Origin of the sequence: Rhizobium sp. J15, from assembly GCF_002531825.1 — a bacterium.
In the GTDB taxonomy this organism is placed as follows: Bacteria; Pseudomonadota; Alphaproteobacteria; order Rhizobiales; family Rhizobiaceae; genus Rhizobium.
The window spans coordinates 132,878-153,138 of record NZ_NWSX01000013.1; the positions used below are offsets into that span (position 1 = coordinate 132,878).

A 20,261-nucleotide genomic window follows, 5' to 3' on the forward strand; every position below is an offset into this window, starting at 1 on the left:
GTAAGCTAGTCGCTTATCGCGCCAAAGAAAACAGACGGCTTCAGACAGGCTCGGCGATCCAGGCGCCGTTCATCTCGTCGTCCCAGTGCCTGCGGCAAAGCGAGACATATTTCTCGTTGCCGCCGACGTCGATCTGCGCGCCTTCGTGCAGCACCTTGCCCTGCGCGTCGAGCCGCACCACCATCGTCGCCTTGCGCCCGCAATGGCAGATCGTGCGCACCTCGCGCATTTCGTCGGCGATCGCCAGAAGCTCCTGCGAGGCCGGAAACAGCTTGCCCTGAAAATCGGTTCTGAGCCCGTAGACCATGACGGGGATGCCGAGCCTGTCGACGATGCGGGCGAGTTGCCAGACATGGAGGGGCGTCATGAAATGCGCCTCGTCGACGAAGATGCAGGAGATCGGCGCCCCTTCGCCGCTCAGCGCCATGATCAGCTGGAACAGATCCTCGTCCGGCTCGAAGGGAATGGCGCTCGACTCCAGCCCGATCCTGGAGCCGATGACGCCCCGGCCGGCGCGCTCGTCGAAGGCCGCGATCAGCTGGACCGTGCGCATGCCGCGCTCCTGATAATTATAGGAGGCCTGCAGCAGCATGGTCGATTTGCCGGCGTTCATCGTCGAATAGTTGAAATAGAGCTTTGCCATCGATGTCTCCTTGATCGGTTATTGAAAGCTCGCACCGGCAAAGAAAAGACCCGTGACGGCAATAATCACAGGAATCGACGCCTAAAGGCCGCCCTCAGTCGCGAAAACCGGCGACCGCGAAAAATCTGCAAACGTCGCAATCGCACCCGCCGATACGACGCAAACACACTGAGGTCGCTTGTCAAACTGGGCTATTGGTGATTGGCTTGGGGACCTAAAGACTGGGAGTCTAAAATGAAAACAACAAGCACATTCAAACTCGTCACCGCAACCGCCGTCGCCGCCCTCTCCGTTGCGACCGCAGCCTTCGCCGCAGACCCTGACAGCTGCTCCACCGTCCGCTTCTCGGATGTCGGCTGGACTGACATCACCGCCACCACCGCCACCGCATCCGTCGTCCTGAAGAGCATCGGCTATCAGACCGACGTCAAGGTTCTCTCGGTGCCGGTCACCTATACCTCGTTGAAGAACAAGGATATCGACATCTTCCTCGGCAACTGGATGCCGACACAGGAAAAGGACGTCCGCCCCTATATCGACGACAAGTCGGTCGAATCCTTCGGCCCCAACCTCGTCGGCGCCAAGTACACACTCGCCACCAACGCCAAGGGCGCGGAACTCGGCATCAAGGACTTCAAGGACATCGCTGCCCACAAGGACGATCTCGACGGCAAGATCTATGGCATCGAGCCGGGCAATGACGGCAATCGCCTCGTCATGGACCTGATCGAAAAGAACACCTTCGGCATGAAGGACATGGAAGTCGTCGAATCCTCCGAACAGGGCATGCTCGCCCAGGTCGCCCGTGCCGAGAAGGCGGGCAAGCCCGTCGTCTTCCTCGGCTGGGAACCCCATCCGATGAACACCAACTTCAAGCTGACCTACCTCACCGGCGGCGACGACGTCTTCGGACCTGATTTCGGCGGTGCCAAGGTCTACACCAATGTCCGCGCCGGTTATCTCGACGAATGCCCGAATGTCGGCGCAATGCTGAAGAACCTGACGTTCTCCCTCGACATGGAGAACCAGATCATGGGCAAAATCCTCGACGACGGCAAGGAGCCGGAAGCGGCGGCGACCGAATGGCTGAAGGCCAATCCCGCCGCGCTCGAGCCCTGGCTTGCTGGCGTCAAGTCCCGCGACGGCAATGGCGACGCGCTGGCGGCCGCCAAGGCCGGCCTCGGCCTTTGATGATGTGAGTGGGGCGGCTTGCCGCCCCGTTTCATTTTGTCCGATTGTTGATTTTTTCTGGATAGGCGCGCCCCCTTGAATTGGATCACCGACTTTAAGATTCCCATCGGCTCATGGGCCAAAGCCTTCGTCGACTGGCTGACCTCGAACGGCGCATGGTTCTTCGACCAGCTCGCCTCGCTGCTCTCGCACGTCATCGACGGCCTGCTCTTCGTGTTGCAGACGCCCCATCCGCTGATCGTCATCGCCATCATCACGGCCATCGCCTTCTGGCTGCGCCGGTCGATCGCGGTCACGCTCTTCACCTGTCTTGGGCTGCTGCTCATCATGAACCAGGGCTACTGGAAGGAGACGACGGAGACGCTTGCCCTCGTGCTCGCCTCCACCTTCGTCAGCATGGTGATCGGCATTCCGCTCGGCATCGCGGCGGCCCGCCGCGCCTGGATCTATGCCGCCATGCGCCCCGCGCTCGATCTGATGCAGACGATCCCCACATTCGTCTATCTGATCCCGGCGCTGATCCTCTTCGGTCTCGGCATGGTGCCGGGCCTTATCGCGACCGTCATCTTCGCGATCCCCGCCCCCATCCGGCTGACGCGCCTCGGCATCATCTCGACGCCGCCGTCGCTCGTCGAAGCGGCTGTCGCCTTCGGCGCTCGGCCGATGCAGGTGCTACGCAAGGTCGAGCTTCCCTTCGCCGCGCCGCAGATCATGGCGGGCCTCACCCAGACCATCATGCTGTCGCTGTCGATGGTGGTTATTGCGGCTCTCGTCGGCGCCGACGGTCTCGGCGTGCCTGTGGTGCGCGCACTGAACACCGTCAATGTCGCCAAGGGCTTCGAAGCTGGTCTCTGCATCGTCATCCTGGCGATCATTCTCGACCGCATGTTCCGCACGGCGGATGAAGGAGACGGCGCATGACCGCGGTAAGCTTCAAGGATGTCAGCATCATCTTCGGCGACCGGCCGGAAACGGCCCTCGCCATGGCCGACCAGGGCAAAACGCGCGACGAGATCGGCGCCGCAACCGGCCTCGTGCTCGGTGTCGCCAACGCCTCGCTGACCATCGAGGAAGGCGAGATCCTCGTGCTGATGGGCCTCTCCGGCTCCGGCAAGTCGACTCTGCTGCGCGCGGTCAACGGGCTTGCTCCCGTGGTGCGCGGCGATGTTTCGGTCTCGACGTCGACTGGCCCCGTCAACCCCTACAAATGCAATGCCAAAACGCTGCGCGGCCTGCGCACCCACACCGTCTCCATGGTGTTCCAGCAGTTCGCGCTCCTGCCCTGGCGCACCGTCGCCGAGAATGTCGGCTTCGGTCTCGAACTCGCCGGCATGCCGGAGGCCGAACGCAAGCAGCGCGTCGGCGAGCAGCTCGAACTCGTCAACCTGACGAAATGGGCGGACCGCAAGGTCAACGAACTATCGGGCGGCATGCAGCAGCGTGTCGGCCTCGCCCGTGCCTTTGCCACCGGCGCACCGATCCTGCTGATGGACGAACCGTTCTCGGCGCTCGACCCGTTGATCCGCACCCGCCTGCAGGACGAATTGCTGGAGTTCCAGCGGCGGCTGAAGAAGACCATTCTCTTCGTCAGCCACGATCTCGACGAGGCCTTCCGCATCGGCAACCGTATCGCCATCATGGAGGGCGGCCGCATCATTCAGTGCGGAACGCCGCATGACATCGTCAAGAATCCCGCCGACCAGTATGTCGCCGATTTCGTGCAGAACCTCAATCCGATCAACATGCTGACCGCCGCCGACGTCATGCAGCCCGGCCTCGGCCAGACGGCCGCCGGCATGAGCGTCAGCGCCACGGCCCGCGCTGCGACCCCGCTCGTCGATATCCTCGACGTGCTCGCCCGCCAGCCGGGCAGCATCGGCATCGTGGAAAACGGCACGGTTATCGGCACCATCACGGCCCAGGATATCGTCGCCGGCCTCACCCGCCATCGCCGCAAGGAGGACGCTTGATGTTTTCAATCCGCTTTGCCACAAAGCGGATATGAAAGATCAGCCCTCGCCCATACGCGAAACCGATGAGGAGGCGCGCAAGCTCGCCCGTGTGCTGCTGCGCTCCGCCCGCTATGCTGCGATTGCCGTTCTCGACCCCGAGACCGGCTTTCCCTTCGCCAGCCGCGTCCTCCTCGCCACCGATATCGACGGCACGCCGGTCATTCTCGTTTCCCGGCTGTCGGCCCACACGAAGGCGCTCGCGAGCGACCCGCGCGCATCGCTGCTCACCGGCGAACCGGGCAAGGGCGATCCGCTTGCTTACGCCCGCCTGACGACCCAATGCCTGGCAGAGCCCGTCGAGAGCGGCAGCGCGATCCACGAGCGCATCCGCACGCGTTTCCTCGACCGCCATGCCAAGGCAAAACTCTATATCGATTTCCCGGATTTTCTCTTCTTCCGTCTCAAACCGGAACGGGCCAGCCTCAATGGCGGCTTCGGCCGCGCCTACCTGCTGGAGGGGCGCGATCTCGTCATCCAGTCGCCGGCGAATGAAGAGGTTGCCGCCAAAGCTGATGAAACAGTGCAAGATTTAATAGGGCGACACCCCGATATAGCCGAAACGCTTGCAACACGGTTGAAGGCCCCAGAATCGGGCTCCTGGCGCATTTGCGGTATCGATCCCGCAGGCTTCGATATGATTTCGGGTGATTTTTTGCTGCGATACGAATTCGAAACCCTGGCTGCGGATTCCGATCACATTTGTTCAAACATATCTAAAATAGCATACTCGATACCTTAAATTTAGGTATATACAATCTTCGAGCCTAATTGCTAGTTTTCGCCGCCTAGTCGGTATTCTGTCTGGGTGGCCTGTGCCAACACGGATGACGTACGTTTCGCATTAGGAAGATAACAATATGGAAACCTCTGATTTGGCCGACCACACGAATGTGGCGGCAGCTTTATTGTCGGCCATGGCCAACCCGAAGCGATTGCTGATCCTGTGCAGCCTGGTGAAAGGCGAAGTAGCCGTTGGCGTGCTCGCAACGCAGGTCGGCCTCAGCCAGTCGGCACTCTCCCAGCACCTTTCGAAACTGCGCGCGCAGAAGCTGGTCAAGACCCGCCGCGACGCACAGACCATCTATTATTCCAGCACCTCCGAGCCCGTTATGAAAATCCTGGCGACGCTCGAAGACATCTACCTCGTTCAGAGCAGGAATAGATCCGCAGCCTGATGATAGCGCTGACATGAGTGTCGGCCGATATCGTGTCCGTAAGGGATGTTCCCGGAGGCGCGGCAACGATATTTCAGCACCAGAACCTTAACGGCACGACCGGCAGATCTCGCGATCTGCCGGTCGTGCCTTTTTCAGCGCCTGTCATCCCGAGATCAGCGGTCTCTTTTCTCGCTAAAGCGTGTCGCGCAAAAGTGTGCGCGGTTTTGCGATAACGACACGCGTAAAAACAAAGACCTAAAGCACAGGAGCGAATCTGAAAGATCGCGACGTGCTTTAGGGATGGATGACAGGGCTCATCTCCGACTGCCGGTCGCCGGGCAGCTTTCGGGACTTTTCCCGTTGACGCGTGGGGAAGCCTTGATAATTTGACCGGGCAGTAAAAATATGGGCGTAAAGCCCCGGGAACGGGCCGCCAGCGGCCAGGAGAACAGCATGTCCAATCGCCTCAACGCACCCAACGATCTTCGCGCCTTCTGGATGCCGTTTACGGCAAATCGCCAGTTCAAGAAGGAGCCGCGTTTGTTCGTCGGCGCCAAGGACATGTATTACACCACCCATGACGGCCGTCAGGTGCTGGACGGCACGGCGGGCCTCTGGTGCGTCAATGCCGGCCACTGCCGCCCGAAGATCACCGAGGCGATCCGCGAGCAGGCCGGCGAGCTCGATTACGCACCGGCCTTCCAGCTCGGCCATCCCAAGGCCTTCGAACTGGCGAACCGCCTGGTCGATATCGCCCCGGAAGGTCTGAACCACGTTCTCTACACCAATTCCGGCTCCGAATCCGTCGAGACCGCGCTCAAGGTGGCGCTCGCCTATCACCGCGTGAAGGGCAATGGTTCGCGCTTCCGCCTGATCGGCCGCGAGCGCGGCTATCACGGCGTCAATTTCGGCGGCATCTCCGTCGGCGGCATCGTCACCAACCGCAAGATGTTCGGCACGCTTCTGACCGGCGTCGATCACATGCCGCACACCCACCAGCCCGGCAAGAACAACTTCACCCGCGGCGAGCCCGAGCATGGCGGCGATATCGCCACCGAACTGGAGCGGATCGTCACGCTGCATGACGCCTCCACCGTCGCCGCCGTGATCGTCGAGCCGGTGGCCGGCTCCACCGGCGTTTTGATCCCGCCGAAGGGCTACCTGCAGAAGCTGCGGGAGATCTGCACCAAGCACGGCATCCTGCTGATCTTCGACGAGGTCATCACCGGCTTCGGCCGTCTCGGCGCCCCCTTCGCCGCGCAATATTACGACGTCAAGCCCGACATGATCACCGCCGCCAAGGGACTGACCAACGGCGTCATCCCGATGGGCGCCGTCTTCGTCACCTCCGAGATCCATGACGCCTTCATGAACGGCCCGGAGCACATGATCGAGTTCTTCCACGGCTATACCTATTCCGGCAACCCGATCGCGTCTGCCGCCGCCCTCGCCACGCTCGACACCTATAAGGAAGAAGGCCTGCTCACCCGCGCCGCCGAGCTCTCCGACTACTGGGCCGACGCGCTGCATTCGCTCAAGGACTGCCCCAACGTCATCGATATCAGGAACACCGGCCTGATCGGCGCGATCGAACTCGACCCGATCGCCGGCGAGCCGACCAAGCGCGCCTTCACCGCTTTCCTGAAGGCCTACGAAAGCGGCCTCCTGATCCGCACCACCGGCGATATCATCGCGCTTTCCCCGCCGCTGATCATCGAGAAGCAGCATATCGACGAGCTTTTCGGCAAGCTCAGGACCATCCTGCAGAACAACATCTGAAGCATCGTCCAACGGCTTCCGGCACCATGGCCCGCGGCGGACGAGATCCCCGCGGGCTTTTGTTTCCGAAACCGGGAAACCTCAGCTCACGGCGGCGACGGAAAGGCACAGAGCGAATTTTTTCAGCAGCCGGCGGTCGAAATGGCCTTCATTGCCGAGCATCCATTTCAGCGCATCGTTCGCGCTCCACCGCGCCTTGTAAGGCCGCACGGAGGTCAGGGCGTCATAGACGTCGCAGATCGTCGCAATGCGGGTGTGAAGGCTCACCTTGCTGCCGGGCAGCCTGCGCGGATAGCCCTTGCCGTCCATGCGCTCGTGGTGATTGAGGCAGACGTCGAGAACGATCTCCGACATGCCCTCCTGCCGCGACAGGAATGCGTGCCCCTTCTCCGGATGCCCCCGGATCAGCGTGATCTCATCCTCCTCCAGCCGCCCTTCCTTGTTGAGCACCTCAAGCGGAATTTCGAGCTTGCCGACATCGTGCAGCAACCCGGCGGTGCCGAGCATCTGCACCGTCTCCTCGTCGAGAGCGAGATGGCGGCCGAAAAGGATCATCAGCGCGCTCACCGAGATGGAATGCAGAAAGGTCACCTCGTCCTTTGATTTCAGGCGCGTGACGCTCAAGAAAACCGAAGGATTCTCTTCCATCGACCTGGAGACGGAGGAAATCACCGGCGCCACATGATCGGCGCTGATCCCCTCGCCATTCCGCAGCTTCCCGAAAACCTCTTCCAGTATCTGCACGGATTTATGGACCGTCTCGAGCGCGGCCTTGATGTCGATCTCGGTGTCACGCCCCGGCAGGCCGTCGGTATCGACACCCTTGCTGGTGTTGATGACCACACTGGCGGTGCCGCATTTGCGAATTTTTGCCGCATCGGTCTCGCGTCGCAGGGAAAATCTGCGCCGGGACAAGAGAGGGTCCTGCCACAGGCCCTCGATGGCTTCCACAAACATTCCGATGCGCACCTGGCTGGCGTCGATACGCTTGAGCATCCAGATCTCTATTCCCGATATGTCTATGCGATTTTCTGTAAGGTTCTCTTTTTCATTGCTGCGGCATTTGACTATCGCGCGATACTACGGCCGCCGGCCAAATTAACGGTTAATGGGAAAGATAAAGACAGCGGCATGCGCTCGGCCTTCCGCCCTGACGAGGGCACTCGCCAGAGCCGCCTCATCTGAAAAAATGGCGAGATCCCGAAGAAAAATGGCCCTCGGCTGCGATTTTCGGACCAGATCGGCCGGATTTTCCTTCTATTTTGTTATGAACTTGCGCAATCGTACCAAAATTTCTAGAAATCTTGCCATGAGCCTTCCCGAGTCAAACATGGCCGGCAGGTTCGCTGATCGCACCGCTATCGATCGTCCTTGGCACGGCCCTGAAGGCCGTTGAATGATCGAAAAGGCCGGCGCGGCACATCATCGTGGGTCCACGACCCCATCCAAGGAGACAGACAATGACCCTCAAGACATTGACGGCGACCCTCGTCGCGTCGCTTGCCTTTGCGCCGCTCGCCCATGCCGATATTACCATCGGCCTGATCGCGCCGCTGACCGGCCCCGTCGCCGCCTATGGCGACCAGGTGAAGAACGGCGCTCAGACCGCCGTCGACGAGATCAACAAGAAGGGCGGCATTCTCGGCGAGAAAGTCGTCCTCGAACTGGCCGACGATGCCGGCGAACCGAAGCAGGGCGTTTCCGCCGCCAACAAGGTTGTCGGCGACGGCATCCGCTTTGTCGTCGGCCCGGTAACATCGGGCGTTGCGATCCCGGTTTCGGACGTTCTGGCTGAGAACGGCGTGCTGATGGTCACCCCGACGGCCACCGCGCCCGACCTCACCAAGCGCGGCCTGACCAACGTGCTGCGCACCTGCGGCCGCGACGACCAGCAGGCCGAAGTCGCCGCCAAATACGTGCTGCAGAACTTCAAGGACAAGCGCATCGCCATCGTCAACGACAAGGGCGCTTACGGCAAGGGCCTCGCCGATGCCTTCAAGGCGACGCTGAATGCCGGCGGCGTCACCGAAGTCGTCAATGACGCGATCACGCCCGGCGACAAGGACTTCAGCGCGCTCACCACCCGCATCAAGTCCGAAAAGGTCGATATCGTCTATTTCGGCGGCTATCACCCGGAAGGCGGCCTGCTCGCCCGCCAGCTGCATGACCTCGCCGCCAACGCGATGATCATCGGCGGCGACGGCCTCTCCAACACCGAATTCTGGGCGATCGGCACCGATGCCGCAGCAGGCACGCTGTTCACCAACGCGTCCGACGCCACCAAGAGCCCCGACTCCAAGACGGCTGCCGATGCGCTCGCCGCCAAGAACATTCCGGCCGAGGCCTTCACGCTGAACGCCTATGCCGCCGTCGAAGTGCTGAAGGCCGGCATCGAGAAGGCAGGCAGCGCCGAGGATGCGGAAGCCGTCGCAGCCGCGCTGAAGGGCGGCATGGAAATCCCGACCGCCATCGGCAAGCTCACCTACGGCGAAACCGGCGACCTGACCTCGCAGAGCTTCTCGCTCTACAAGTGGGAAGGCGGCAAGATCGTCGCAGCCGAGTAATCGACAGCGCAGGCAAAAGCAGGATCGGGCGCCTCGCGGCGCCCGGTTGTATTTTGGGGGATGAAGTGCCCCTCAATCAAGCTGACTCTTATCCTTCCGCAGATAGCTCTCCACTGTAGGATGTTTGATAAGGACCATCGGCTGACGATAAGTCCAACTGGGTCTCGGGTCCGAGACACGCGCGTAGAAGCTGGAGATCAAGACGTGCTTCAGATTTTCGTCCGAAGCGACACTTCCCGTCGACCTTTCAAGGATGACCTGGCTCACCTTCCCATGCTTGTCCGTCTTGAGTACCGCTGAATTGTTCACACATCCGCTCAACAACACGACAGCCGCACAGGCCGCCGAAATAATTGCTTTCATATCATGACCTTGAGTTGGAAATTGACATCTGTATTCTCGCTTCACTAGCACTGCTGCCGGAAGGATGAAAGCAGCCGGATATCTTCCGGCATTCAGTGGGTATCAATGGCAAAAATCAGTCGAAGAGGTAGATCATGACCACCAAGCTCGAACGTCTCGTCGACCAGGGTGTGGGCCGTATCCCCGCCGACATCGTGCTGAAGGGCGGCAGCTTCTTCGATCTCGTCACCGGCGAAATCGTCCGCTCCGATATCGCCATCGGCGGCGACCGCATCGTCGGGACTTCAGGCAGCTATAAGGGTGAGACCGAGATCGACATATCCGGCAGGATCGTGGTGCCGGGTTTCATCGACACGCATCTGCACATCGAATCCTCGCTGGTGACGCCACATGAATTCGACCGCTGCGTCCTGCCCTACGGCGTCACCACCGCCATCTGCGATCCGCACGAGATCGCCAATGTGCTCGGCACCGAGGGCATCGAATTCTTCCTGGAATCGGCGCTGGAGACGATCATGGACATCCGTGTCCAGCTCTCCTCCTGCGTTCCGGCGACACATCTCGAGACTGCGGGCGCCGACCTGCCGATCGAGCATCTCCTGCCCTTCCGCGATCATCCGAAGGTCATCGGCCTTGCCGAGTTCATGAATTTCCCCGGCGTGATCCACAAGGATCCCGTCTGCATGGCCAAGCTCGACGCCTTCCAGGGCGGCCATATCGACGGCCACGCGCCGCTTTTATCCGGCAACGACCTCAACGGTTATCTCGCAACCGGCATCCGCACCGAACACGAATGCACGAGTGCCGCCGAAGCGATGGAAAAGATTCGCAAGGGCATGCATATCCTCGTGCGCGAAGGTTCCGTGTCGAAGGATCTTGCCGCCCTGATGCCGATCATCACCGAACGGCTTTCACCCTATCTCGCGCTCTGCACCGACGACCGCAATCCGCTCGACATCGCCGAACAGGGCCATCTCGATCACATGATCCGCACGGCGATCGCCAACGGCGTCGAGCCCCTGGCGATCTACCGCGCCGCCTCGATCTCGGCCGCCCGCGCCTTCGGTCTCAGGGACCGCGGCCTGGTGGCGCCCGGCTGGCGCGCCGATCTCGTGGTTCTCGACAGTCTGGAAAACTGCCGCGCCGACATGGTCTTCTCCGCCGGCCGCCGCGTCACCGATAGGCTCTTTTCCACGCGCAAACCGGTCGCCCCCATCGGCCTCGACAGCGTCAAAGCCCGGCCGGTCAACGCTGCCCATTTCGGTGTGCCGGCCAGAGAGGGCGAAACATCGGTCATCGGCGTCATGCCGGGCAAGATCATCACCGAGCATCGCCGCTACCGCCTCCCCGTCAAAGGCAATGAGACGACGGTCGATCTTTCCAACGACATCATCAAGGTCGCCGTTATCGAGCGCCACGGCAAGAACGGCAACCACGCCAACGGCTTCGTCCAGGGCTTCGGCCTGAAGAAGGGCGCCATCGCCTCAACCGTCGGCCATGACAGCCACAATATCTGCGTCGTCGGCGTCGACGAGGACGATATGGCCCGCGCCGCAAACCGCCTCGGCGAAATCAAGGGCGGCTTCGTCGTCGTGGAAGATGGCAAGGTCACCGGCGAAATCGCCCTGCCCGTCGCCGGCCTGATGAGCCTCGAGCCCTACGAAAAGGTCCGCGACACGCTGCACCATCTGCGCAAGGCCGCCTTCGCGCTCGGCGCCACGCTGGAAGAGCCCTTCCTCCAGTTGGCCTTCCTGCCGCTGCCGGTTATCCCGCACCTGAAGATCTCGGACAAGGGAATGGTCGATGTAGACAAGTTCGCGCTGATCGGGTGACGCAATCCTTGGCAAACTCCGCACCAGCGCCTATTTTGCGATATCGCGGGAGAAAATCATGACCAAGCTGGAACAGATTGAAAAATCCGTGGCCGAACTCGACAAGCAGGAGTTCGAAGCCTTCTCCGCGTGGTTTGAAGCCCTTCAGGCCGAGCGCTGGGATCGGCAACTGGAAACAGACGCGGCAAGCGGTAGGCTCGACCATCTCGCAGACAAGGCCCTTGCGGATTTTCGTTCCGGAAAGACAAGACGGCTTTGAAACACCATGCGACTCCCGGCTTCTGGGAGGCCTATGACGGCTTACCTGAACAGATAAGGAAGCTGGCCGACGAAAACTTCGACCTGCTCAAACAAGATCCCAGACATCCATCTCTGCATTTCAAGCGCGTCGGCCGCTTCTGGTCGGCACGCGTCGGCACCTCCTGGAGAGCGCTGGCCGTGAGAGAGGGAGACGACGTCATTTGGTTTTGGATCGGCTCTCATGCGGACTATGATAAGTTGCTAAAGTAGCTTTAAAAATACTCGAGCCCGATCCCCATCGGCCGTCGCAGCCGCAATAGCGTGCGAGATTTCTGCATCCAAAATTGGCCTTAAAAAGCATGATGCCGCGTCGTCAACTCAAGTCCGATTGCCTTCATAACGGCCAGCGTCGTTTCAAGCGTGGGATTTCCGTTCTCACTGAGTGCCTTGTAGAGATGTTCGCGCGCAAGGCCGGTTTCCCTCGCAATTTTGCTCATGCCCTTGGCGCGCGCAACGACGCCAAGAGCCGATGCGATGAATTTCGCGTCACCGGTCTGCAGTGCTTCGGTAATAAAGGTTTCGATAGCCTCGTCGGAATCAAGCAACTCAGCCGGATCGAAGTCGAATATCTCTTCAGCCATTATCGTCGCTCCATTCCATGGCAATTCTCTTTGCCGTTCTTATATCGGTTTCCTGCGTGCTCTTATCGCCTCCGCAGAGAAGGACGATGATGGTCTCTCCCCGCTTGCGGTAGTAGATCCGATAGCCGGGCCCGTAGTGAATGCGCAGTTCACTCACTCCTTCGCCGACCGGCGCGGCATCGCCGGCATGTCCGGTCGCAAGGCGCTGGAGGCGCAGGGCAATCATCGCCTTCGCCTTTCCATCCTTCAATCTCTTGTGCCACTTCTGGAAAGTGGCCGTTTGCTTCAGAATGAACACATCAGTTGTAATTTAAAAAATACAGTCTGTCAAAATCTATCCCCGCAGCGATAGCGAGACCGTCAAACCCGCGCACAGAATCCGTCCAGCGCCGCAAGCTTCACCGTTTCCGCGCCAACCACCGCCTCGTACCCCGGCATCTCAAGCGACTCGCCGAATACCATGCCCTCAGGCAGGCGGAATTCCGCCGGTTTGCGCGTCAGGTTGAAAACGAAGAGCAGTTTTTCTCCATTCTTCTCGCGGGTGAAGGCGAGCAGGTCCTGGTTGGTGCCGATGAAGGTCATCTCGCCGTCGATCAATGCTGGATGGCTCTTTCGGAAAGCGAGCGTCCTGCGGTAGTGGTGCAGCACCGCGCCGTCACTCCCCTCCTGCGTATCGACGGAAAGTGCGGCCTGCTCATAGGGCACCGGCAGCCAGCTCTTCTCGGCCGAGGTGAAGCCGGCATGCGCCTTGCCCGCCTCCCAGGGCATCGGCGTGCGGCATCCGTCGCGGCCCTTGAAGGCCGGCCAGAAGCGGATGCCGTAGGGGTCGCGCAGATCCTCGAAGGCAAGCTCGGCCTCCGGCAGGCCGAGTTCCTCGCCCTGGTAGAGGCAGATCGAACCGCGCAGCGCCGCGAGCACCGAGATCGCGAGCTTGGCGATAACGGGCCGCTCCTCCTCGGTCAGCGCAAAGCGGCTGACATGGCGCATGACGTCGTGATTGGAGAAGGCCCAGCAGACCCAGCCGTCGGTCACCGCCTTCTGGAAGGCTTCGACGCAGCCGCGAATATGCGCGGCGGTGAACTCCGGTCCGAGCAGGTCGAAGGTGTAGCACATATGCAGCTTGTCGCCGCCACTCGTATAGGCGCCAACCGTCTTCAGCGAACGCGCCCCGTCGCCGACTTCGCCGACGGTCGTGCGGTCCTCATACCGGTCGAGCAGCGCCCGGAAGCGCTTGAGGAAATCGACATTTTCCGGCTGCGTCTTGTCGTAGAGATGGTTCTGCATGCCGTAGGGATTGCTGTCTGGCGCATCGAGGCCTGCGTCATCCTCATCGGGCTCATGCGGCGGATTGCTTCTGAGCTGCTTGTCGCAGAAATAATAATTGACCGTATCCAGCCGGAAGCCGTCGACGCCGCGGTCGAGCCAGAACTTCACCGTCTCCAGCACCGCATCCTGCACCTCCCTGCTGTGGAAGTTGAGATCGGGCTGCGAGGTCAGAAAGTTGTGCTGGTAATATTGCCGGCGCACGCCGTCCCACTCCCAGCCCGGCCCGCCGAAGATCGACAGCCAGTTGTTCGGCGCCGTGCCATCGGGCTTCGGATCGGCCCAGACATACCAGTCCGCCTTCGGATTGGTCCGGCTCGCCCGGCTCTCGACGAACCAGGGATGCCTGTCCGACGTATGTGAAATCACCTGGTCGATGACGACCTTGATGCCGAGCCTGTGCGCCTCGGCCATCATCTCGTCGAAATCGGCGAGCGTCCCGAAGATCGGGTCGACATCGCAATAGTCGGAAACGTCGTAGCCCATGTCGGCCATCGGCGACTTGAAGAAGGGCGAGAGCCAGATGGCGTCGACGCCGAGGCTGGCGATATGCGGCAGCCGGCGGGTGATACCCTTGAGATCGCCGAGCCCGTCGCTGTTCGTGTCCTGAAACGAGCGCGGATAGACCTGATAAATCACCGCGCCGCGCCACCAGTCCGCATTCCCGCCTGCCTGCAATGCCATCGGCCACGTCTCCTGCCTTGTTCGCGCTCGCCACACTAAAGCGGACGAAACAAAAGACAACCATATCAAGCCGCGATGCCCGCGCTGAAACCGCCGCGACGCTTCGTCGCGATCCGGCAAGGGGGAGACGTATATAGGCTTGTGCACAACCCAAAACCAGCCTCCGGATTTGGGGTTGCAACGCAAAGGCTTTGCGATAAGGTGCGCGCTGACCTGCACGTAAAAGGTCAAATATCGGGAACAAATGTCTAATAAAGGCGCAAAGCCTAGAAAGGTGGACCCACCATGAACCAATTCTCGAAAAAATTTCTCGCCTCTGCAATGCTTGGCACATTGCTGGCGTTTTCCGCCCATGCGGCGACGATCAATATTCACAATGGTGGCGACCCGCAGTCGCTCGATCCACAGAAACTGTCCGGCGACTGGGAGAATCGTATCGCCGGCGACATCTTCGAAGGCCTTGTCACCGAGGATGCCAAGGACAATCCAATTCCCGGCCAGGCTGAAAGCTGGACCATTTCGCCGGATGGCAAGGTCTACACCTTCAAGCTTCGCGACGGCATCAAGTGGTCCGATGGCCAGCCGGTAACGGCAGGAGACTTCGTCTTCGCCTTCCAGCGCCTCGTCGACCCGAAGAACGCCGCCGACTACGCCTACCTGCAGTTCACCATCAAGAACGCCGAAAAGATCAACAAGGGCGAGATCACCGATCTCAACCAGCTCGGCGTCAAGGCAATCGACGACAAGACGCTCGAAATCACCCTGGAAAATCCGACCCCCTATTTCATCAACGCTCTGATGCACTACACGGCCTATCCGCTGCCGAAGCATGTCGTCGAGGCGAAGGGCCAGGATTGGGTCAAGATCGGCAACATCGTCACCAACGGCCCCTATAAGCCGACCGAATGGGTTCCGGGCTCGCATGTGACGACAGTCAAGAACGACCAGTGGTACGGCACCAAGGACCTGAAGATCGACGGCGCCAAGTTCTTCGTCCTCGAGGATCAGGAAGCGGCACTGAAACGTTACCGTGCCGGCGAATTCGACATTCTCACCGACTTCCCGACCGACCAGTACGAGTGGATGAAGAAGAACCTGCCGGGTCAGGCCCATGTCGCCCCCTTCTCCGGCCTCTATTATTACGTCGTCAACTCGCAGAAGCCGCCGTTCAGCGACAAGCGCGTCCGCCAGGCGCTGTCCATGGCGATCAACCGCGAAGTGATCGGCCCGCAGATCCTCGGCACCGGCGAATTGCCGGCCTATTCCTGGGTTCCGCCGGGCACGGCGAATTACGGCGAGCCGGCCTATGTCAGCTGGAAGGACCTGCCCTATAACGAAAAGGTCGCCGAAGCCAAGAAACTGCTCACCGAGGCCGGATTCGGCCCCGACAAGCCGCTCCATGCGGTCCTCAGCTACAATACCAACGACAACCACAAGCGCATCGCCGTCGCGATCGCGTCCATGTGGAAGCCGCTCGGCGTCAACGTCGAGCTCGTCAACGCCGAAACCAAGGTGCATTACGACCAGATGCAGCGCGGTCAGGTGGAGATCGGCCGTGCCGGCTGGCTCGCCGACTACAACGATCCGGACAATTTCCTGAACCTGCTGGTGACAGGCGTGCAGATGAATTACGGTCGCTGGTCCAATCCTGAATATGACAAGCTGATCAAGGACGGCAACGCTCAGACGGATCTGACCAAGCGCGCCGATATCTTCAAGAAGGCCGAGCAGCTGGCGCTTGATGAATCCGCGGCCCTGCCGATCTACTACTATGTCTCGAAGAACGTCGTCTCGCCGAAGATCGAAGGCTTCGTCGACAACATCCAGGACATCCACCGCACCCGCTGGCTGTCGATGAAAGAGTAAGGGAAAACGGTCCTTCCCGCCCCGCGCGGGAAGGACCGGCCCACGACCATGATCAAATACGCCCTCCGTCGATTGCTATCGACGATCCCCGTTCTGTGGATCGCCGTCACAGCCTGCTTTTTTGTTTTGCGCCTTGCCCCCGGCGGCCCGTTCGATGGCGAAAGGCCATTGCCGCCGGTGATCCTGAAGAACCTCGCGGTCCACTACAATCTCGATAAGCCGCTGATCCAGCAGTACCTGATCTATGTCGGCGACCTGCTGCGGGGCGATCTTGGCCCCTCCTTCGCCAGCGAGGATTTCACCGTCGCCCAGCAGATCATGATCGGCCTGCCCTATACCTTCACCATCGGCACGGCTGCCTTCCTGATTGCCATCATCGTCGGCGTGACTGTCGGCTGTCTCGGGGCGCTCTACCAGAACAAGGCGCCGGATTACATTCTCGGCACGCTCATCCTGGTCGGCGTCGTGCTGCCGAACTTCCTGATCGCGCCGATCCTGCAATTGATTTTCGGCATCCACCTCGCCTGGTTTCCGGTCGGCGGCTGGGGTGACGGCTCGATCAAATACCTGATCCTGCCGATCGTCGTCCTGGCCCTGCCGCATGCGGGGCGGATCTCTCGGATCACCCGCGGCTCGATGATCGAGGTGATGAACCAGAACTTCATCCGCACCGCCAAGGCCAAGGGCATCGGCCCGCGGCTGACCGTCATGCGCCATGCGCTGAAACCGGCCATGATGCCCGTCGTTTCCTATCTGGGGCCGGCGGCAAGCTACCTTCTCACCGGCTCGCTGGTCGTCGAAAGCATCTTCGGATTGCCCGGCATCGGCCGCTATTTCGTCAACGCAGCCCTGAACCGCGATTACGGCATGGTTCTCGGCACGGTCATCTTCTACATGGTGCTGATCGTGTTCCTGAACCTTCTCGTCGACATCGCCTATGCCTGGCTCGATCCGAAAGTGAGAAACCGATGATCCTCAACCCCGCAAAACGCGAGCTGCTCGCGCAGGAGCTTCTGGAGGCCGAAGGGCTGGCGCCCGAAGGCCGCTCTCTCACCAGGGATGCGCTGCGCCGCCTCGGGCGCAACAAGGCGGCCGTACTCTCGATCGCCGTGCTGTCGCTCTTGATCCTCGCCGCCTTCCTCGGCCCCTGGTTCATTCCCTTCAACTACGAGGATCCCGACTGGGCCGCCTTCCGCATTCCGCCCTCGATCGAGACCGGCCATTATTTCGGCACGGACCCCAACGGCCGCGATCTCCTTGCCCGCGTTCTCTACGGCACCCGCATCTCGCTCGCCGTGGCGCTGACGGCGACCGTCGTCTCCGTCGTCATCGGCGTACTCTATGGCGCGATATCGGGCTATATCGGCGGCAGGCTGGATGCGATCATGATGCGCTTTGTCGATATCATGTATGCGCTTCCCTATATCCTCTTCGTCATCCTCTTGATGGTGATCTTCGGCCGCAACGTCTACCTGCTCTTTGCCGCGATCGGCGCGCTGGAATGGCTGACCATGGCCCGCATCGTCCGCGGTCAGACGCTGTCGATCAAGCACCGCGAATTCATCGAGGCGGCCCGCGCCTCCGGGCAGCGGCCGTTCAAGATCATCGTCAAGCACATCATCCCGAACCTCGTCGGCCCGGTGGTGATCTTCGCGGCGCTGACCGTGCCCGAAATCATCGCCACCGAGAGCTTCCTCTCCTATCTCGGCTTCGGCGTGCAGGAACCGCTGACCTCGCTCGGCACGCTGATCGCCGAAGGAACCGACGCCATGGAAAGCATGCCGTGGCTGCTGATCTTCCCGGCCAGCTTCCTCGTGGCGCTGCTGCTCAGCCTGCTCTTCATCGGCGACGGCCTGCGCGACGCGTTCGACCCGAAGGATCGATAGAATGCCTCAGGAAAAAGACATCCTCCTTGAACTCAAGGATTACTCGATCACTTTCGCAACGCCCGACGGCGAGGTGAAAGCGGTCTCCAACATGAACCTCACGGTCCGGCGCGGCGAACGCATCGCCATCGTCGGCGAATCCGGCTCCGGCAAGAGCCAGACCTTCCTCGGCATCATGGGCCTTCTCGCCAAGAACGGCAAAACGACGGGACAGGCGCTGCTCGAAGGCAAGGACGTGCTGTCGCTGAAACCGCGCGAGCTGGACCAGATCCGCGGCAAGGACATGGCCATGGTCTTCCAGGACCCGATGACCGCGCTCAATCCGTCGCTGAAGATTTCGAGACAGCTGACGGAACAGCTGGAGGTTCATCGCGGCCTGACGGCGCGCGCCGCATCCGAGGCAGCTCTCGATATGCTCAAACGCGTCGGCATCCCCGACCCGACCCGGCGCTTCCACCTCTATCCGCACGAACTGTCAGGCGGCATGCGCCAGCGCATCGTCATCGCCATGGCGCTGCTCACCAAGCCGAAGCTCCTGATCGCCGACGAGCCGACGACGGCGCTCGACGTCACCATCCAGGCGCAGATCCTCGATCTCTTCAACGACCTGACGGCGGAGATGAACACGGCGCTCATCATGATCACCCATGATCTCGGCGTCGTCGCCGGCCTCGCCGACCGCGTCGCCGTCATGTATGCCGGCCGCATCGTCGAGGAAGCGCCGGTCGACGAACTCTTCGACAATCCCGCCCATCCCTATACGGCGGCGCTGCATGCCTCGATCCCGCGCCCGGACCAGGATGTCGACGATCTCGTCGTCATTCCCGGGCGCCCGCCGAACCTGCAGCACCTGCCGAAAGGCTGCAATTTCTCGCCGCGCTGTTCGCAGGTCCAGGACGATTGCATCGACCGCCCGCCCGCGCTCGAAATCCTGGCGCCGCGCCACTGCGCCGCCTGCTACCATCCGTTCCCGCGTCGTGAGGAGTTGCTGAACCATGGCTGACCGATCGCTTCTGAGGGTCGAAAACCTGACGACCCAGTTCGAACTGCCGGCGAAAGGCCTCTTCAAGCCACCGGTCTTTCTGACAGCCGTCAACAATGTCAGCTTCGATCTCGCCGAAGGCCGCACACTCGGCGTCGTCGGCGAATCCGGCTGCGGCAAGTCCACGCTCGGCCGTTCCATCCTGCGGCTGTTGAAATCGCAGAAGGGCCGCATCCTCTGGCAGGGCCGCAATCTTCTCGACCTCAGCGACGAGGAAATGCGCGCCGCCCGCCGCGACATGCAGATCATCTTCCAGGATCCGATCGCCTCGCTCGACCCGCGCATGACGGTTGGAGACATCATCGCCGAGCCGCTCACCGTCTTCGAGCCGAAGCTTTCGAAAGCCCAGCGGCTGGAGCGCGTCCGCGAGATCATGGCCGCCGTCGGCCTGGTGCCCGAAATGATCAACCGCTATCCGCACGAATTCTCCGGCGGTCAGGCGCAGCGCATCGGCATTGCCCGCGCCGTCATCACCAGACCGAAGCTCATCATCTGCGACGAGCCGGTTTCGGCCCTCGACGTCTCGATCCAGGGCCAGGTGATCACGCTTCTGCGCAAGCTGCGCAAGGAATTCGGCCTGACGCTGATCTTCATCAGCCACGACCTCTCCGTCGTCCGCCTGATTTCGGACGATGTGCTGGTGCTCTACCTCGGCAGGGTGGTGGAAGCCGGCGACTGCGCCACCGTCTTCGATCATCCGGCCCACCCCTATACGCAGGCGCTCTTTTCCGCGGCACCGATCCCGGATCCCAAGCTCGCGCGCCTGCGCACCCGCATCCGCCTGCAAGGCGATCCGCCCTCGCCGCTCAACCCGCCGAAGGGCTGCGTCTTCTCCCCCCGCTGCTGGAAGGCGACCGATATCTGTCGCACGGAGATGCCTGCGATCGAGGAGGTTCGTCCCGGCCAGAAGGCGGCCTGCTATCATATGGACAGGCCATGAATGGAGCGATGGCCGAGTGTGGCAGCCTTCGGTTTGATGACAAATTTCGGCCCCAGCACGCCATCCTCGGCCTTGTGCCACTGCTGTCCGGTTAAAAT

General features: G+C 61.2%; 20 protein-coding genes. 15 read left to right on the forward strand and 5 right to left on the reverse strand.

Features of this window, described 5'->3' with window-relative positions; genetic code table 11:
- Window positions 1-40: 40 nt before the first annotated feature.
- On the reverse strand, window positions 41-643 hold the full coding sequence (locus tag CO670_RS14285; RefSeq protein ID WP_097590825.1) for a thymidine kinase: 603 nt from the start codon (window positions 641-643) through the stop codon (window positions 41-43).
- A 234-nt stretch (window positions 644-877) separates the two neighbouring features.
- Between CO670_RS14285 and CO670_RS14290 the strand changes: the two genes are divergently transcribed.
- The 6 genes from CO670_RS14290 to CO670_RS14315 all read left to right on the forward strand — a co-directional run bounded on the left by CO670_RS14290 (window position 878) and on the right by CO670_RS14315 (window position 6,782).
- A complete protein-coding gene (locus tag CO670_RS14290; protein ID WP_097590826.1) occupies window positions 878-1,834 on the forward strand; it encodes a choline ABC transporter substrate-binding protein in 957 nt (318 codons plus the stop codon).
- A 75-nt stretch (window positions 1,835-1,909) separates the two neighbouring features.
- Window positions 1,910-2,755, forward strand: a complete 846-nt coding sequence (gene choW / locus CO670_RS14295) for a choline ABC transporter permease subunit (protein ID WP_088673024.1) — start codon at window positions 1,910-1,912, stop codon at window positions 2,753-2,755.
- Window positions 2,752-3,804, forward strand: a complete 1,053-nt coding sequence (gene choV / locus CO670_RS14300) for a choline ABC transporter ATP-binding protein (RefSeq protein ID WP_097590827.1) — start codon at window positions 2,752-2,754, stop codon at window positions 3,802-3,804. Before choW ends, choV begins: the two co-directional genes overlap by 4 nt.
- A gap of 31 nt (window positions 3,805-3,835) precedes the next feature.
- A complete protein-coding gene (locus CO670_RS14305; protein ID WP_097590828.1) occupies window positions 3,836-4,585 on the forward strand; it encodes a pyridoxamine 5'-phosphate oxidase family protein in 750 nt (249 codons plus the stop codon).
- Window positions 4,586-4,703: 118 nt separating this feature from the next.
- The gene (locus tag CO670_RS14310; RefSeq protein WP_088673021.1) at window positions 4,704-5,021 is read left to right on the forward strand and encodes a metalloregulator ArsR/SmtB family transcription factor; all 318 of its coding nucleotides are present in this window, start codon (window positions 4,704-4,706) and stop codon (window positions 5,019-5,021) included.
- 435 nt (window positions 5,022-5,456) lie between these two features.
- A complete protein-coding gene (locus CO670_RS14315; protein WP_088690046.1) occupies window positions 5,457-6,782 on the forward strand; it encodes an aspartate aminotransferase family protein in 1,326 nt (441 codons plus the stop codon).
- A gap of 81 nt (window positions 6,783-6,863) precedes the next feature.
- Here the strand turns inward: CO670_RS14315 and CO670_RS14320 are convergent, their stop codons facing one another.
- Window positions 6,864-7,778: an HD-GYP domain-containing protein gene (locus CO670_RS14320; RefSeq protein ID WP_097590829.1), complete on the reverse strand. Its 915-nt coding sequence runs from the start codon at window positions 7,776-7,778 to the stop codon at window positions 6,864-6,866.
- Window positions 7,779-8,242: 464 nt separating this feature from the next.
- Between CO670_RS14320 and CO670_RS14325 the strand changes: the two genes are divergently transcribed.
- The 4 genes from CO670_RS14325 to CO670_RS14345 all read left to right on the forward strand — a co-directional run bounded on the left by CO670_RS14325 (window position 8,243) and on the right by CO670_RS14345 (window position 12,051).
- A complete protein-coding gene (locus CO670_RS14325) occupies window positions 8,243-9,346 on the forward strand; it encodes a branched-chain amino acid ABC transporter substrate-binding protein (protein WP_097590830.1) in 1,104 nt (367 codons plus the stop codon).
- Window positions 9,347-9,843: 497 nt separating this feature from the next.
- Window positions 9,844-11,541, forward strand: a complete 1,698-nt coding sequence (gene ade / locus CO670_RS14335; protein ID WP_097590832.1) for an adenine deaminase — start codon at window positions 9,844-9,846, stop codon at window positions 11,539-11,541.
- A 58-nt stretch (window positions 11,542-11,599) separates the two neighbouring features.
- On the forward strand, window positions 11,600-11,800 hold the full coding sequence (locus CO670_RS14340; RefSeq protein WP_097590833.1) for a hypothetical protein: 201 nt from the start codon (window positions 11,600-11,602) through the stop codon (window positions 11,798-11,800).
- Window positions 11,797-12,051 carry a hypothetical protein gene (locus tag CO670_RS14345; RefSeq protein WP_097590834.1) on the forward strand — a complete coding sequence of 85 codons (255 nt, stop codon included), beginning with the start codon at window positions 11,797-11,799 and terminating at the stop codon, window positions 12,049-12,051. Before CO670_RS14340 ends, CO670_RS14345 begins: the two co-directional genes overlap by 4 nt.
- An 80-nt stretch (window positions 12,052-12,131) precedes the next feature.
- Here the strand turns inward: CO670_RS14345 and CO670_RS14350 are convergent, their stop codons facing one another.
- The 3 genes from CO670_RS14350 to CO670_RS14360 all read right to left on the reverse strand — a co-directional run bounded on the left by CO670_RS14350 (window position 12,132) and on the right by CO670_RS14360 (window position 14,429).
- Window positions 12,132-12,422 carry an addiction module antidote protein gene (locus CO670_RS14350; protein WP_097590835.1) on the reverse strand — a complete coding sequence of 97 codons (291 nt, stop codon included), beginning with the start codon at window positions 12,420-12,422 and terminating at the stop codon, window positions 12,132-12,134.
- Window positions 12,415-12,720 (reverse strand): type II toxin-antitoxin system RelE/ParE family toxin, encoded by a 306-nt coding sequence (locus tag CO670_RS14355; RefSeq protein WP_097590836.1) that lies wholly within the window; start codon window positions 12,718-12,720, stop codon window positions 12,415-12,417. Before CO670_RS14355 ends, CO670_RS14350 begins: the two co-directional genes overlap by 8 nt.
- Before the next feature lie 62 nt (window positions 12,721-12,782).
- A complete protein-coding gene (locus tag CO670_RS14360) occupies window positions 12,783-14,429 on the reverse strand; it encodes an alpha-glucosidase (protein ID WP_097590837.1) in 1,647 nt (548 codons plus the stop codon).
- Window positions 14,430-14,714: 285 nt separating this feature from the next.
- On the opposite strand from CO670_RS14360, the gene CO670_RS14365 reads away from it, so the two are divergent.
- From CO670_RS14365 to CO670_RS14385, 5 genes are read left to right on the forward strand one after another with little or no spacing between them, the layout of a single operon-like run.
- A complete protein-coding gene (locus CO670_RS14365) occupies window positions 14,715-16,295 on the forward strand; it encodes a peptide ABC transporter substrate-binding protein (protein WP_097590838.1) in 1,581 nt (526 codons plus the stop codon).
- A 48-nt stretch (window positions 16,296-16,343) separates the two neighbouring features.
- Window positions 16,344-17,267 (forward strand): ABC transporter permease subunit, encoded by a 924-nt coding sequence (locus tag CO670_RS14370; protein ID WP_088673012.1) that lies wholly within the window; start codon window positions 16,344-16,346, stop codon window positions 17,265-17,267.
- Window positions 17,264-18,181 carry an ABC transporter permease subunit gene (locus tag CO670_RS14375; RefSeq protein WP_097590839.1) on the forward strand — a complete coding sequence of 306 codons (918 nt, stop codon included), beginning with the start codon at window positions 17,264-17,266 and terminating at the stop codon, window positions 18,179-18,181. The genes CO670_RS14370 and CO670_RS14375 overlap by 4 nt, the downstream gene beginning before the upstream one ends.
- Window position 18,182: 1 nt before the next feature.
- Window positions 18,183-19,184: an ABC transporter ATP-binding protein gene (locus tag CO670_RS14380; protein WP_097590840.1), complete on the forward strand. Its 1,002-nt coding sequence runs from the start codon at window positions 18,183-18,185 to the stop codon at window positions 19,182-19,184.
- Complete coding sequence (locus tag CO670_RS14385) at window positions 19,177-20,163, forward strand: oligopeptide/dipeptide ABC transporter ATP-binding protein (RefSeq protein ID WP_097590841.1); 987 nt, start codon at window positions 19,177-19,179, stop codon at window positions 20,161-20,163. Before CO670_RS14380 ends, CO670_RS14385 begins: the two co-directional genes overlap by 8 nt.
- Window positions 20,164-20,261 lie beyond the last annotated feature (98 nt).